At 66.2% G+C, this 12,719-nt stretch carries 11 protein-coding genes; 9 read left to right on the forward strand and 2 right to left on the reverse strand.

The annotated features are described in order from the left end of the window. Positions 1-173: 173 nt before the first annotated feature. The 4 genes from ACWBU6_RS02945 to ACWBU6_RS02960 are packed head-to-tail and all read left to right on the forward strand — an operon-like array spanning position 174 to position 6,211. Positions 174-1,298 (forward strand): AAA family ATPase, encoded by a 1,125-nt coding sequence (locus ACWBU6_RS02945; RefSeq protein ID WP_452647385.1) that lies wholly within the window; start codon positions 174-176, stop codon positions 1,296-1,298. Next, the gene (locus ACWBU6_RS02950; RefSeq protein WP_452647386.1) at positions 1,298-1,714 is read left to right on the forward strand and encodes a bpX5 domain-containing protein; all 417 of its coding nucleotides are present in this window, start codon (positions 1,298-1,300) and stop codon (positions 1,712-1,714) included. The genes ACWBU6_RS02945 and ACWBU6_RS02950 overlap by 1 nt, the downstream gene beginning before the upstream one ends. Next, positions 1,711-3,483 (forward strand): hypothetical protein, encoded by a 1,773-nt coding sequence (locus ACWBU6_RS02955; protein ID WP_452647387.1) that lies wholly within the window; start codon positions 1,711-1,713, stop codon positions 3,481-3,483. Before ACWBU6_RS02950 ends, ACWBU6_RS02955 begins: the two co-directional genes overlap by 4 nt. Further along, complete coding sequence (locus tag ACWBU6_RS02960) at positions 3,473-6,211, forward strand: bpX6 domain-containing protein (protein ID WP_452647388.1); 2,739 nt, start codon at positions 3,473-3,475, stop codon at positions 6,209-6,211. The genes ACWBU6_RS02955 and ACWBU6_RS02960 overlap by 11 nt, the downstream gene beginning before the upstream one ends. 63 nt (positions 6,212-6,274) lie before the next feature. Here the strand turns inward: ACWBU6_RS02960 and ACWBU6_RS02965 are convergent, their stop codons facing one another. Continuing rightward, complete coding sequence (locus ACWBU6_RS02965; protein WP_452647389.1) at positions 6,275-7,204, reverse strand: LysR substrate-binding domain-containing protein; 930 nt, start codon at positions 7,202-7,204, stop codon at positions 6,275-6,277. Positions 7,205-7,273: 69 nt separating this feature from the next. Between ACWBU6_RS02965 and ACWBU6_RS02970 the strand changes: the two genes are divergently transcribed. Continuing rightward, positions 7,274-8,494 carry an HD-GYP domain-containing protein gene (locus ACWBU6_RS02970; RefSeq protein ID WP_452647390.1) on the forward strand — a complete coding sequence of 407 codons (1,221 nt, stop codon included), beginning with the start codon at positions 7,274-7,276 and terminating at the stop codon, positions 8,492-8,494. Positions 8,495-8,503: 9 nt separating this feature from the next. Here the strand turns inward: ACWBU6_RS02970 and ACWBU6_RS02975 are convergent, their stop codons facing one another. Continuing rightward, entirely contained in the window at positions 8,504-9,550 is a 1,047-nt protein-coding gene (locus ACWBU6_RS02975; protein ID WP_452647391.1) for a GGDEF domain-containing protein, read from the reverse strand. Positions 9,551-9,847: 297 nt separating this feature from the next. Between ACWBU6_RS02975 and ACWBU6_RS02980 the strand changes: the two genes are divergently transcribed. The 4 genes from ACWBU6_RS02980 to cpaB all read left to right on the forward strand — a co-directional run bounded on the left by ACWBU6_RS02980 (position 9,848) and on the right by cpaB (position 12,713). Next, positions 9,848-10,021, forward strand: coding sequence for a Flp family type IVb pilin (locus ACWBU6_RS02980; RefSeq protein WP_452647392.1), 174 nt, complete (start codon positions 9,848-9,850; stop codon positions 10,019-10,021). A gap of 47 nt (positions 10,022-10,068) precedes the next feature. Further along, entirely contained in the window at positions 10,069-10,506 is a 438-nt protein-coding gene (locus tag ACWBU6_RS02985) for an A24 family peptidase (RefSeq protein ID WP_452647393.1), read from the forward strand. A gap of 66 nt (positions 10,507-10,572) precedes the next feature. After that, a complete protein-coding gene (locus ACWBU6_RS02990) occupies positions 10,573-11,862 on the forward strand; it encodes an ATP-binding protein (protein ID WP_452647394.1) in 1,290 nt (429 codons plus the stop codon). Beyond that, complete coding sequence (gene cpaB / locus ACWBU6_RS02995) at positions 11,859-12,713, forward strand: Flp pilus assembly protein CpaB (RefSeq protein WP_452647395.1); 855 nt, start codon at positions 11,859-11,861, stop codon at positions 12,711-12,713. The genes ACWBU6_RS02990 and cpaB overlap by 4 nt, the downstream gene beginning before the upstream one ends. Positions 12,714-12,719: the final 6 nt, after the last annotated feature.

Below are 12,719 nucleotides of genomic sequence, written 5' to 3' on the forward strand. Positions count from 1 at the left end.
TTTTCAGCGGGGGAGTCTACGGTTTACTTTACGTATACGGAAATACGGTTTGGGGATGGGGGTATAAGAAAAAATGATGGCCAGGAGCATGTTCGCCGCGCTGGGAAGGCAAGGCTGAAGTTGACGGTGGGAAATGACGCAGGCATGATTTAGCAAATTTGCCATGCCGTTGAATGATGAGTAACTCCCTTTCCGAAGCCTCCCTGCGCCTGCGCGATGCCATCCGCGAAGCAACCGATGGCCTGGTCGAGCGCGACCAGTTGGCCGAACTGATGATCCTGGCCGCCGTTGCGCAGGAGCACTTGCTGGTGGTCGGCCCGCCGGGCACGGGAAAAAGCGCCGTGGTGCGCCGCGTCGCCCATAGCCTGGGCGGCAAGTATTTCGAATACCTGCTGGGCCGATTCACGGAGCCATCCGAGCTGTTTGGCCCGGTCAACCTGGCGCGTTTGCGCGAGGGCGTGGTCGAAACCGAAACGGCAGGCATGCTGCCGGAAGCGGAAATCGCCTTCCTGGACGAAGTCTTCCTGGGATCGACTGCCATCCTGAACACCTTGCTTGGCCTGCTCAACGAGCGCCAGTTCCGGCGCGGCCACACACAGATCAAGTGCCCGCTGCGCCTGTGCGTGGGCGCCGCCAACGGCCTGCCGGAGGACGAAGGCCTGTCGGCATTCGCCGACCGCTTCCTGCTGCATACCTTCGTTGACCCGGTGCCGGACAACCGCCTGGAAGATTTGCTGGCCGGGGGCTGGCAAGTCAACCGCCGCAGCGTCGTGCCGCGCGCCGAACTGGCTTCGCTGGACTTGCTGAACCGCGCCGTGCCGCAAGTCGACATGGCGCCGGCGCGGCCGGCCCTGGCCCACGCCATCCGCCTGCTGCGCGAAGCCAATATCCCGCTGTCGGATCGGCGCATCGTCAAATCGCAAAGCCTGATTGCCGCCGCCGCCGCCCTGGCCGGCCGCAGCGCTGCCAGCGTCGCCGACTTGTGGCCGCTGCTGTACGCGATCCCGACCGACGCGGGCCAGAAGAGCGCGCGCGAAGTACTGCGCGAAGTGTTGGCGCAAGCGCGCCATCCGCTGCTGCTGTCGGTCACGGAAAGCGCGGCGCAACATCCCGGAGCGCGCGTGGCGCGCCTGTTGGAGAGCGCGCAGGCCTTGCTGGACGAGGGTAAACCAGCGCCGGAGCGCGGGCAGGTGGAAGCCCTGCTACGCGAGATTGATGCAAACTTTGACGCCCGCAATATGCCGGCCGACCTGGCGCAGTGCCGTGCCCAGCTGGTTGGCACCATGAGCTGGGCCTGATGGCGATGCAATGGCTTGCGCAGGAGGCGGCACTGGCGCCGGCCGGCGCCGTGGCATGCGGCAGGGCGGCGCATGCCCTGCTGCGGCAGTTGCAGCTGCGTTCGGATGCACAACGCCAAGGCCTGCGCTTCGTCGCGACGGCCGACATGCTGGTGCTGCTTGGCGACGCCGGCCAACTGCCATGGGTCGACGGCATCCGCTACTGCGCGGCGTCGCCCGAGGCACCGATGCTGTGGCTGCCGACCCTGCTGCGCCCAGGCCTGCCGGTCGACCTGCTGCAGCACCGGCTGCTGCATGAGGCGGGACGCGGCCCGGTGTTGCTGTGGCCAGAACCATCCTGCTTCATGCCGCTCGATGCGGCCGCCCCGCTCGACGAGGCCGCGCTGCAGTGGCTGGCGGGAGTACTTTCGCCATGAAACTGCACCCGCAACTGATGCCATGGGCGCCGTGGCTAACCCTGTTCGATGCCGAGTTGGTGCAGCCGGTGGGCGAGCTGCTGCTGCGCCTGGCGCCCATGCTGGGTCCCCTGACCCGGGTCTCGGCACGCCAACAGGTCGAGCCGGGCGGCGTGGGCGATATCGTTCAACGCGGCAGCTACGAACGCCTGCTGTTGACGGAGTGGGCTTATGCCGACGTGGCACCGGAGGAATTCATCCGGCGCGCCGCCAATAATGAGCTGCTGTTCACCGGGCCGGAGCCGTCGACCAGCCAGCGTCCGTTGCGCAGTGTCGCCTTGTTCGATGCGGGCCCCTTGCAACTGGGTGAGGCGCGCCTGGTGCATATCGCCATGTTCGTCTTGCTTGCCCGGCGCGCCGAAGCGGCGGGCGCGGAGTTCCTTTGGGGCTGGCTGCATAAGCCCGGCGAGCTGCATGCTACGGGCGGCGAAGCAGGCATGACTGCGCTGCTGCGTGGCCGTACGTTGCTGGCTGCCGATGAAACGATGCTGGGACAATGGTCGCAGGCGCTGGGCGTACAGCAGGACGACTGCTGGCTGGTTGGGGCGCATGCCAGCAATTGCCCGCCGCAGGCACGTCATCGCGTCAGCATCGAACGCATGCTGCTGGAAGAAGGCCTGCAAGTCAGCGTGGTGCAGAAGGGGACGCGCCGCGAGGCCAGGCTCAACTTGCCTGCGCAGGATGCCTGCATCCGCCTGCTGCGCCATCCTTTCGAGCGCGCCGTGGCCAAGGCAACGACGCGCGGCTCGCATTTGAAACCGTCATTGAAATACCCGCCGCGGTTCAGCTCCCATCCAGGTTGGCTGGCGGTGACCATGATCGATGGCCGCACGACTTTTTACCGGGTGCCGCAGCGTCCGGGTGAGGCGGCCGGGAAGGCACGCGTGGTGAACAAGACCAGAGGAGAAATCCTGGCCGCCGGGGTCTACAAGAACTGCCAGGGAATGGTGGTGCTGGAGCAGGGCAAGCTGGCCTTCCGCGATTTTCCGGGGCCTTTGTTCAGCCGGAAAACCGCGCCGGTGGAGCGTCCGGATATGCGGCAATTCTCTGCGCCGCCAGGTGCCGGCCGTCTGCTCGAGGCGTTCCACTTTTTGACGGAGCGAGGCCATCGCGAATGGGTCTATGTTCTGGACTATGGCGGCAGGCTGGTGCGCTGGCAAAGGAGCGCGGGGCCGAATATCGAGACGCAGTTCGAAGTGGTGTCCGAGAACGTGGTCGGCGCCTGGCAGTTCGGAAAGACGCTGCGGTATGCCTATGTGGACAGGAAGTCCCTGGACACGACGGTTGTCGACCTCACCCCGTCCAGCGATCAACGCGTTGTTTACGATGTCTGGGGGGAGGCGGTATTGCGGGCCTGTTTCGCCCTCCATCTGTATGCTTTCCAGGAAGCGAACGGTGAAGGAATCTGGCGCGTCGGAGTGGACGGGGAATGGGCGCAGACCGTGATTGAAAACCAGGGTGAAGTGCTGGGATGTACCGATACGAAGCTGGAGACTTTCCCCGGCCTGCTGGTCTTGAGCAAGAACCGCTTCCGGATCGACTTCTGCGCGCGTAACGCGCATCACGTGCTGATCACGCTGCGCGAGCCTGCCGCCAAGGTCAGCTTCGACCCGATCAGCCGGCGTGTGGCCTGGATTGGTGCCAAATCGAATACCCTGACTGTGCAATGCATCGATGACGATGTGCCGCTGTTGACCGTGGTGCCATTGGGAGAGGGCGATGACGAATAAAGTCCGCCGTCCCGTCTTCGAGGGCAGCCAGTTGGTGCGGGCCATCTGGTTCGACTGCGCCATGCTGGGCGACGGCATGGCCCGCCAGCGCGTGCTGGCACACTGGGAGACCGGCGCCCACGTGTACAGCCTGCACGACGGCTACCTGCTTGTCCTGCCGCAGGCGCGCCGCACCGATTGCCGCCGGCTTTCCGGCCTGCCCTTGTGCGAGGAGGGTGGCCTGCTGGCCAGCGCCCCGCTGGCTATAGACGAACGTGCCGGCATTGCACCGGGCAGTGCCGTGATCGTGCAGGATGCCCGCCTGTTCTCCTTCGTCCTGGCGCCCGGCATGCGCCTTGAAGCATGGCGCTGGTTGGCACTGGATGGACTGGTCATGCGCGAGCCCTTGCGCATGCCGCTGCGCGCAGCGGCGAGCCAGATGCCCGGGAGGCCGGAAAGACCGGCAGAAGTGCGCGATATCCTGGACGGCGTTGCGCCGCCAAGTGCGGCGCGCGAGCGCTTCCTGGAACAAGCCCGCGCCGCCAGGCAGGGGAAGGGCAGCAGCATACGGAGAGGCGGCCAGGGCATGGGGACCGCCGCGAAGGCGGCGGCATCCGGTATTGCGCTCGCAGCCCTGGCTTTGCCCGGCGGGACCCTGGGGCTGCTGGGCGGCTTGCTGGGCGGGTTGCTGGGGCGCAGGTCCGGCGGCGGCCAGGGCAGCGGAGCTTCGAATGGCCGCGCGGCCAAAGCGGGCGCCGGGCCGGGCCCGCAGGCGCCCGACCGGCCCGGCCTCATGCGCCAGGTGCTGGACAAGCTGGCCATGCTGACCAAGGTCTCGGAACTGATGGGCATGCGCCAGGCCGCCTACTTGCGCAAGACGATGGACATGTTCGAAAAGGGCGACCTGCATGAGGCCCTGCGCCACGCCATCCCGCTTGACGCGAAAAATCCGCTGACACGCCATGCATTCGGCACGCCGCGCCGGCGCGGTAGCCTGGATATCACCGGCCCAAGCCATGGCGGGGCCGGAATCGGGCTGGACGACCAGACGCAGAATCATCTGCGCGAGATGTATCGCCGCGCCTTTGCTAACCTGGACCGGGAAGGAAAAATCGACGAAGCAGCCTTCGTTCTGGCCGAGTTGTTGCAGCAGGGGCAGGAAGCGGCAGACTACCTGGAGCGCAAGGAGCGCTTCAGGCAAGCCGCGCAGATGGCCGAGTCGATGGAGCTTGAGGCCGCGGTCGCCGTGCGCCTGTGGCTCAAGGCCGGCAATGTCGAACGTGCGCTGGCCCTGGCACGGCTGCACAACGCGTATGCCGAGGCCTTGGCCAGGCTGGAGCAGTCCGGCCATCCGCGCGCGGCGGAACTGCGCCTGCAATGGGCGGAAGACCTGGCCGCGCGCGGCTTGCTGGCGCAGGCTGTCGAGGCAATCTGGCCCTTGCCGGACCAGCGTGAAAGGGCACTGGAGTGGATTCGCATGGCGGAAGCAGCCGATGGCCACCTGGGCGTACTGATGCTGGTGCGGCGCCTGGCCCTCGATCCGGACAGCCTGGCCGGCAGTATGCCAGCCATCCAGTCCTTGTTGCGCGAGCAGGGCGAGGACGCCCAGGCCCGGCGCGTGCTGGCTGCCGAAAACCTGGCCATGCTCAAGCCGCATTCGCAGGCCACGCGCCGCCTTGGGCAGGAATTGCTGCGCGTCGTGCTGGCGGAACGCATGGCGAACCGCAATGCCCTGCGCCAGGATGTCATCCAGGGCCTGCTGGCGCTGGCGGAACATACCAGCCTGAAGGCGGACATGCCGCCCCTGAAACTGCCGCGGGACGCGGTCGGCCAGGCGGTCTGCCAACGCGGTGGGCCGCTGCAGAAGACGCTCGATGAGCGCGGATTGCTGCGCATCCACGATGCGCGCCGGCTGCCGGACGGCGGTTACCTGCTGGCGCTGGGCGAAGCAGGCGTGCTGCGCGTGCGCGCCGACGGCAGGCGGCTGGCGCACTTCCCGGCTCCGGCCAGCCACCTGGTGCTGGCCGCCAGCGGTGAAAAGGCGCTGGCCCTGGTGCGGCGCGACAGCAAGGTCCGCGTCAGCCGCCTCGACTTGCTGCAACGCCGCACCGCCGACTGGTTTTCGCAAGCGCTGCGCCACTGGGCGAGCGCTTATGACGGCGCCAGCTGGAGCGTGGTTGCCGGCGAGCGCCTGATCGCGTGCGATACCGCCAGCGCCGGATTCACGGCCTTGTGGCAGGTCGCCGACCTGCCGGGCGAAATCATCGGGTTGCAGGAAGAAGGCAATATCCAGGCCCTGCTGCTGCAGGGCGCCGACGGGATACAGCAATGGCGTTACGCCCTGCCGGCAAGGCGCCTGTTCCAACGCGACCTGTTCGATGTTCCGGCAGACGCGAGTTACATCCTGCCGAATGCGGCGGGCGATACGCCATTGTTCATGACACGCGGCGCACCGGGTTCCGTGCTGCAGGCGGGAAAACTGCTGGACTCCGAGACGATTCCGGCCACCGCCAGCGTTTGCCAAGGCCAAGGCCTGCTTCTGCTGCACGCGCAGGAAGCAAACGGCGACTGGCGCTGCACCGCCGTGGCGCTCAGCCAAAACAAGCGCGTGCTGGAAATCATGCTCCCGCGTGCCCAGGCCGGCGGCATAGCCCTGCAGGATGGGCACCTGCTGGCCTTCGACCAGAATGGCCGGCTGATCGACATCGACCTGAATACCAGCAATACCCGCACGCTGGTGCTAAGCTGAAAGCCTGCATGCTCCGCTGAGCCCGTGTCAACCTTGGGGTCAGACCCCAGGGTTGACACGGGCTCAGCCGAGTAGGCGGGCGCCGGGCCAGGCTTTGCGTTGGCAGAGGTCGGCGGCGACTTGCTGGGTCAGCGCGGCGATGGCGTTGGCGGCGTTGGTCAGGGGGATGTTGCGGGAAGCACACAGCACTACGGTGCGGCTGATGGCCGGACTGTCGATGCGCACGCTGCGCATCCGGCCGTGTTCGATTTCGGGCAGTACCGGGGCCACGGGCAGGATGGTGGCGCCCATGCCGGCCATGATGGCCGACTTCAGGATGGCGATCGAGTTGATTTCGATGACATTGCCAATTACCAGCCCGGCGGCGCGCGCCATGGCTTCGATGCGGGGCCGCACGCCATGTTGCAAGCCTGGCAAGATCAGCGTGGTGTTCAAGGCTTGTTGCAAGGTGACCGTGTCGCGGTCGGTGAACCATACCGCGTCGTGGCGGCAGATGAAACGCAGCTCTTCTTCCGCCAGGGGGGTGGCGGCAAACGGCGTCAGCTGGCCGTCGTCAAACAGCACGGCCAGGTTAACCCGCCCGCTTTTGAGCTGTTCTGCCAGGTTTCCGGTCAATTCTTCGGTCAACTGCAGCGTAATGTCGGGATATTGCTCGCGTGCGGCGGTCAGCAGCGGCAGGGCCAGGGCGCCGGAGATGCTGTGCGGCAGGCCCATGGTAACGCTGCCGGAAGGGCGCGCCGATTGGGTGACGGCGGAGCGGGCATCGGCCACCTGTTTCAGGATCGCCTGGGCATGGTCATAAAACACTTTGCCGGCATCGGTGCTGAGCACGCCCTGGGCACTGCGGTGCAGCAGCTGGGCCCCCAGTTCTTCTTCGAGCTGGCGCAGCTGCTGGGTCAGGGCGGGTTGTGCAACATGCAATACCAGTGCGGCGCGCGACAACGATCCGTGGTCGACGATGGCTACAAAGTAACGCAGTTGGCGAAGTTCCATATTCCCGTAGGATAACATTGTGTATACTTATTCTAACGTTCTTCACGCATTTACTTCGCGAGTCCCACCATGTTAAAGAAAGTCGATTCGGCGCAGTTAAAGGTCGGCATGTATATCCACGACCTGAGCTGTGACTGGATGACCCACCCGTTCGTGCGCAACCGCTTCGAGATTTCCAGCCAGGAGCAGATCCAGAAAATCATCCAGGCCGGCATCCATGACGTGGTCATCGATGCGTCCAAAGGGCTGGACGTGGAAGACGCGCCCTCGCTGGCCGAGGCCCAGGCCGCCACCGAGCGTGAAGTCGAAGCGATCGCCAAAGAGCCGTCGCGCATCATCCGCACCTCCCTGGGCGAGGAGTTGCAGCGCGCGGCGCAGATCCGCAGCCAGGCGGCCGGCGTGGTGCGCAATGTGATGGCCGATGCCCGTCTCGGCAAGGCGATCGAAATCGGCTCCGTCCAGCCGGTGGTGCAGAACATTACGGAATCCATCCTGCGCAACCCGGGCGCCTTGCTCGGCCTGCTGCGCATCAAGTCCAAGGACGATTACACCTTCCTGCATTCGGTCAGCGTGTGCGCGCTGCTGGTGGCTTTCGCCAATGCGCGCGGCATGGACCAGGACGTCATCCGCGAAGCCGGCCTCGGTGGCCTGCTGCACGATACCGGCAAGGCCCTGGTGCCGGATGCGATCCTGAACAAGCCGGGCCCGCTGACCGATGAAGAATTCGCCATCATCAAGAAGCACCCGATGGATGGCTTCAATATCCTGAAGCAATCGCCCGAGGTGCCGGCCCTGGCGCTGGACATTACGCTGCACCACCACGAGCGGCGCGACGGCACCGGCTACCCGGACAAGCTGGCCGGCGACGATATCAGCGAGATCGCGCAGATGGCGGCAATTGTCGACGTTTACGATGCCATCACCGCAGACCGCGTCTATCACAAGGGGTTGCCGGCCGCCGCCGCCCTGCGCAAGATCTACGAGTGGAGCAAGCACCATTTCAACCCGAAGCTGGTGCAGGAATTCATGCGCTGCGTCGGCATCTACCCGGTGGGCACGCTGGTGATGCTGGAGTCGGGCCGCCTCGGCGTGGTGGTCGAGCCGCACGAGAGCAACCTGCTGGCGCCCAAGGTGAACGTCTTCTTCAATACGAAGAATAATGTATACATCAAGCCGGAAACGGTCGACCTGTCGCGCGGCCTGGGCTTTGGCGGCGGCGACAAGATCGTCGGCCATGAATCGCCAGCGAAATGGCAGGTGGACCCGATGCGCTTCCTGACCCTGGCCTGAGCCAGAGCGTCAAAAGAATTCGGCGGTGTCGTTGGATTCGACGGTCTGCAGCTGGCCGCCGCTGACCAGCTCGTCGTAGTGGCAGGCCATGTTGCGGCCATGGCTCTTGGCGTAGTACAGGGCCTGGTCGGCGCGGCCAAGGATGATCACCGGCGCTTCATAGGCGCTGATGCTGACGAAGCCGACGCTCACCGTCACCTGCCCGACTTGCGGGAATTCGTGCTGTTCCACGTTCATGCGGAAGCGTTCGATGATCTTCTTGGCGTTATCCAGCGTCGAGGAGCGCAGCAGCACGACGAACTCCTCGCCGCCGAAACGGAACACGCGGTCCTGGGCGCGGAAGGACGATTGCAGCAGGTTGGCGATCAGGATCAGCACTTCGTCGCCGTACAAATGCCCGAATTTGTCGTTGACGGCCTTGAAATGGTCGACATCGACCACGGCCAGCCACTGCTTTTCCTGTTCCTGCGGGTTGCGGCGCTCCAGCCCGTCCGGCGGCACCGCCAGCACGTCGTGCTCGGCCGACGCCTGCAGCATCTTGGCCAGCTGGTCGTCGAAGGTCTTGCGGTTGAGCAGGCCGGTCAGCGAATCGCGTTCGCTGTAATCGAGCAGGTTCTGGAAATTGCGGTAGACGCTGACAATGCCACCGATGATGTGGATGGTGTCGCTGGTGTAAGGCGTCGGATTGATGATTTCCAGGCAAGTATCAGCCTTGTCGCCCATCCAGATCGGCAGCCAGAGTGTGTGCTCACCCTCGGGTGACATGTAGTCGGCACTCGATTCATGGTGGGCCAGGCAGCGCGCCAGGGCGGGAAAATTGCTGACCGGATCGCCCGGGATGGCCGGGTCCAGGTACTCCTCCATGCGCGCCGGGCGGCCTTGTTCGATCACGGCGCGCGCACGCACGTAAAGCTGGCCCCGTACATTGACGATGCTCAGCACGCGTGCCTGCGTGGCGGACGCCAGTTCCGCCACCGCCGAGATCACCGAGATGTCGAGCATCGCGTGATCGCGGTGGCCGGTCATGTCCACCATATGTTTCAGAAGGGAATCCATGTGAGTGTCCGGTAACTAGGCGCTCAGCGGCAAAGCAAGGGGCTTTCTAAAGAATAGCTGATCAGGATAAATCTTTTTTGTATTCTCGGCAATTAACTTTGCGCAATTTCATGCAAAACGCGACCTCATTGCAACACACTTCCCGCAGCTCCAGTTTGACATAGAACACCGCACAGCGAGAAAAAGTTCTGTGCGGAAAGCTTGCGCAATATCAACTTGCTCGTAGGAATGGCTCCTATAGTAAAGCCAATGATGCGCAGTCCAGGTGTCAGAGTTTTCCTAGCGAAGGAGTTCATCATGAAAGCACTTTCCGCAGTGAGGCGTTTCATCAGGGATGAGCGGGGCGTGACGGCAATCGAGTATGGCCTGATCGCTTCGCTCATTGCAATTGCAGTCGCCACGGCAATGACCAGCGTCTCGACCGAGCTGCAAGACGTCTTTGGCCGCGTGGTCACGGCACTGTCGCCTTGATGGGGTGGCTGGCGCCCGGCGGCGGCCGGGTTGCCAGCCTTTTCGCCATGAGCGGACTCGAAATCATCCTGCTGTGCCTGGTGCTCCAGGCGGCAGTGACGGACCTGGCCTGGCGCCGGATCCCCAATGTGCTGGTGGCGGCGGGCTTGCTGCTGGCGCTGGCCCTCCACTGGCGCCTGGGCGGCGCCGGCGCGCTGCTGGCGCAGGGACTGGGCGGCGCGGCGGTCGGCTTGCTGCTGTTCCTGCCCTTGTATGCCCTGGGCGGGATGGCGGCCGGCGACGTCAAGCTGGCGGCCATGGCAGCCAGCTTTCTCGGCCCCTGGCAGGCGCTGCAGCTTTCCGTGCTGAGCGCGCTGGCCGGCGGGGTGCTGGCCCTGTGCTGCCTGCAACTGGCCCGCTGGCGCGGCGGCAAGGCACAGGGCATGCCCTATGCCGTGGCGATCGCGGCCGGCACCCTGGCCACCGTTGCATTGGCGCATCGCTGACCTTTGTTCCGCCTCAATATCCACCGGGAAACCCATGGCTATCATCGTTTCCAACAGGAGGTCACCATGATCGATTTTGCAGACGATGAGCAGCCGCTGTTGCCAGCCCCGCCGCGCACGGTGCGCGACACCGGCCTGGAAGCGGCCATGCTGGCCGAACTGGCGGGCAAGGCCTTGCTGGGCGCGGGCAAATGCCATTTGTCGGTGCTGACCGGCCGCCTGCGGCTGTCGATCAATGTGCTGCGCGAGGTGCTGGACGGCCTGCAGGGTGAACAGCTGGTGGAAGTAGCCTGGCGTGGCGATTCCGATATCGACGTGCAATACCAGCTGACCGGCATCGGCCGCCAGCGCGCGGCGGAGTGGCTGGACCGCGCGCCCTACGTTGGCCCGGCGCCGGTGCCGCTCGAAGCCTGGCGTGCCCAGCTGCAGCGCCAGGCCCTGCAGCTGCCGCCGGTGCTGGCCGCCGACGTAGCCGGCGTGTTCGGCGACGATTGCCTGCCGCCGCGCATCCACGAATTGGTGGGCGCGGCCATGCATGCGGGGCGCTCGCTGTGCCTGTACGGGCCGTCCGGCAGCGGCAAGAGCACGCTGGCGCGCAAGCTGGGCCGCCTGCTGCAAGGCGTGGTGGCGGTGCCGTATGCGGTGGCGGTGGGCAATGCCATCATCCAGCTGCATGACGCGGCGGTGCACCTGGCGCCGCCGCCCTTGCCCGGCCGGCCATCCGGCGCCCGCGGCGGCGACATGCGCTGGCAGTTGTGCCAGCGCCCCGTGGTGCAGCTGGGCGCCGAGCTCGATGGCGCCATGCTGGACTTGCGCCATGATCCGGCTGGCGGTTGCTATCTGGCGCCGCCCCAGGTCAAGGCTTGCCACGGCTTGCTGATCATCGATGACCTGGGGCGCCAGCGCATGCCCGCGACTGCGCTGCTGAACCGCCTGGCGCAACTGCTCGATACCGGTACCGACCAGCTTGCGCTGCCTGGCGGCCATGCCTTCAGCGTGCCCTGCCAGGCCGTGCTGGCCTTTGCCACCAACCTGGCGCCGCAAACGCTGCTGGACGGTGCCGCGCTGCGCCGCATCGGCTACAAGGTCGCCCTGGGGCCGCTGCCCGAAGCCAGCTACCGCAGCCTGCTGCGCCAGCAATGCCGGGCGCGCGGCATCGAGGCCGATGAAGCGGCCCTGGCCTACCTGGTCGGCGAGCTGCACCGCGGCAGCGGCCAGCCCTTGCTGGCCAGCCTGCCGCGTGAAATCGTGGCGCGCGTCGCCGAATTTGCCGGCTTCGCCGGCACCGTGCCGAGCCTGAGCCCGGCCACGCTGGACCAGGCTTGGTCCAGCATGTTTGCCGATGGTGCCGTATGAAAAGCCGGCGCGCCCTGTTGATGCTGGGCCTGGCGATGGTGCTGGGACTGGCCGCCGTGCTGCTGGCGTCGCGCTGGCTGCGCCAGCCCGCTGCGTCCACCGTGCGCATCGCGGTGGCGGCTGCCGATGTCGGCCTGGGCCAGCGCCTGGCGCCGGAGATGGTGGCGCTGGCCGAATGGCCGGCCAGCAGCCTGCCGGCCGGCGCCCAGCACGAACCGGCGGCGCTGGCAGGCCGCGTGCTCAAGGCCAGCGTGCAGCGCGGCGAGCCGGTGACGGCAGCCAAGCTGGCGCCGGCCGGGACGCTGGGCGGCTTGTCGGCCCTGATTGCCGAAGGCAAGCGCGCCATCACGGTGCGCGTCAACGACGTGGTAGGGGTGGCCGGCTTTGCCTTGCCGGGCAACTTCGTCGACATCCTGGTGTATGCGCCGGCACAGAACAACGGCAGCAACGGCAGCGAAACCGGGCTGTCGAAGATCGTGCTGGAGCGCATCCTGGTACTGGCCGTGGCGCAGGAAGTGGCGCGCGACGACACCAAGCCGCGCGTGGTGAACGCCGTCACGCTGGAAGTCACGCCCGGCCAGGCCGAGCAGCTCGACCTGGCGCGCAGCGTCGGCACGCTGTCGCTGGTGCTGCGCAACCAGGTCGACCCGCAGCCCGGCGCCACGCCGGGGGCGACCCGCCACAGCGTGCTGGGCGCGGGCGCCGCCCCGGCGCCGGCAACGGCAGTCGCCGCAGCAATGCCGGCCGCCGCGCCGCGCCTGGCGCGGGCCGCCCTGCCGCCTTCGGCCGAGCCGGTGCGCTACTGCATCGGCGTCATCGATGGCAACCGCAGCAGCAAGGAATGCCTGTGAGGAGGC

It is taken from the genome of Pseudoduganella sp. HUAS MS19 (genome assembly GCF_053615455.1).

Excerpts from the sequence above, each read along its gene's own strand:
- ACWBU6_RS02945 (WP_452647385.1), top strand. The coding sequence starts at position 174 with ATGATGAGTAACTCCCTTTCCGAAGCCTCCCTGCGCCTGCGCGATGCC.
- ACWBU6_RS02965 (WP_452647389.1), bottom strand. The coding sequence starts at position 7,204 with ATGGAACTTCGCCAACTGCGTTACTTTGTAGCCATCGTCGACCACGGA.
- ACWBU6_RS02990 (WP_452647394.1), top strand. The coding sequence starts at position 10,573 with ATGATCGATTTTGCAGACGATGAGCAGCCGCTGTTGCCAGCCCCGCCG.
- ACWBU6_RS02955 (WP_452647387.1), top strand. The coding sequence starts at position 1,711 with ATGAAACTGCACCCGCAACTGATGCCATGGGCGCCGTGGCTAACCCTG.
- ACWBU6_RS02970 (WP_452647390.1), top strand. The coding sequence starts at position 7,274 with ATGTTAAAGAAAGTCGATTCGGCGCAGTTAAAGGTCGGCATGTATATC.
- ACWBU6_RS02960 (WP_452647388.1), top strand. The coding sequence starts at position 3,473 with ATGACGAATAAAGTCCGCCGTCCCGTCTTCGAGGGCAGCCAGTTGGTG.
- ACWBU6_RS02985 (WP_452647393.1), top strand. The coding sequence starts at position 10,069 with ATGAGCGGACTCGAAATCATCCTGCTGTGCCTGGTGCTCCAGGCGGCA.
- ACWBU6_RS02950 (WP_452647386.1), top strand. The coding sequence starts at position 1,298 with ATGGCGATGCAATGGCTTGCGCAGGAGGCGGCACTGGCGCCGGCCGGC.
- ACWBU6_RS02980 (WP_452647392.1), top strand. The coding sequence starts at position 9,848 with ATGAAAGCACTTTCCGCAGTGAGGCGTTTCATCAGGGATGAGCGGGGC.
- cpaB (WP_452647395.1), top strand. The coding sequence starts at position 11,859 with ATGAAAAGCCGGCGCGCCCTGTTGATGCTGGGCCTGGCGATGGTGCTG.
- ACWBU6_RS02975 (WP_452647391.1), bottom strand. The coding sequence starts at position 9,550 with ATGGATTCCCTTCTGAAACATATGGTGGACATGACCGGCCACCGCGAT.